The organism is Pseudomonas sp. 2822-15 (genome assembly GCF_002742515.1).
Lineage (GTDB): Bacteria > Pseudomonadota > Gammaproteobacteria > Pseudomonadales > Pseudomonadaceae > Aquipseudomonas > Aquipseudomonas salomonii.
In genome coordinates this window covers 1-263 of record NZ_LJRY01000339.1, presented here as the reverse complement: position 1 = coordinate 263, position 263 = coordinate 1, and the positions used below count along the sequence as shown (strand labels likewise).

Sequence of the window (263 nt, the reverse complement as noted above, 5' to 3'; positions counted from 1 at the left end):
GTCAGCACTACGATCGCCAAAACCGAAGGCGGTAACTTTGAGAATCTGGTTACCGATCCGAAGGCAGCTGAAACAGCCATCACCGACTCGATCGACAACACCACGGTTTCGCTGACTACTGATAAAGCGTCGGTAGTTGAAGGCGGCGATATCACTTACACCGCGACCTTGACTAACAAGGCGCAAACCGACGTTACCGTGACGCTTTCGAACGGTCAGACGATCACTATTAAAGCCGGTGAGACCACAGGCTCGACTGTGTT

General features: G+C 52.5%; 1 protein-coding gene. It reads left to right on the top strand.

Annotated features, from left to right (window positions below; genetic code table 11):
• Positions 1-263: immunoglobulin-like domain-containing protein (locus AOA59_RS32525; RefSeq protein WP_158235276.1), on the top strand; the 263-nt coding region annotated here is incomplete at both ends.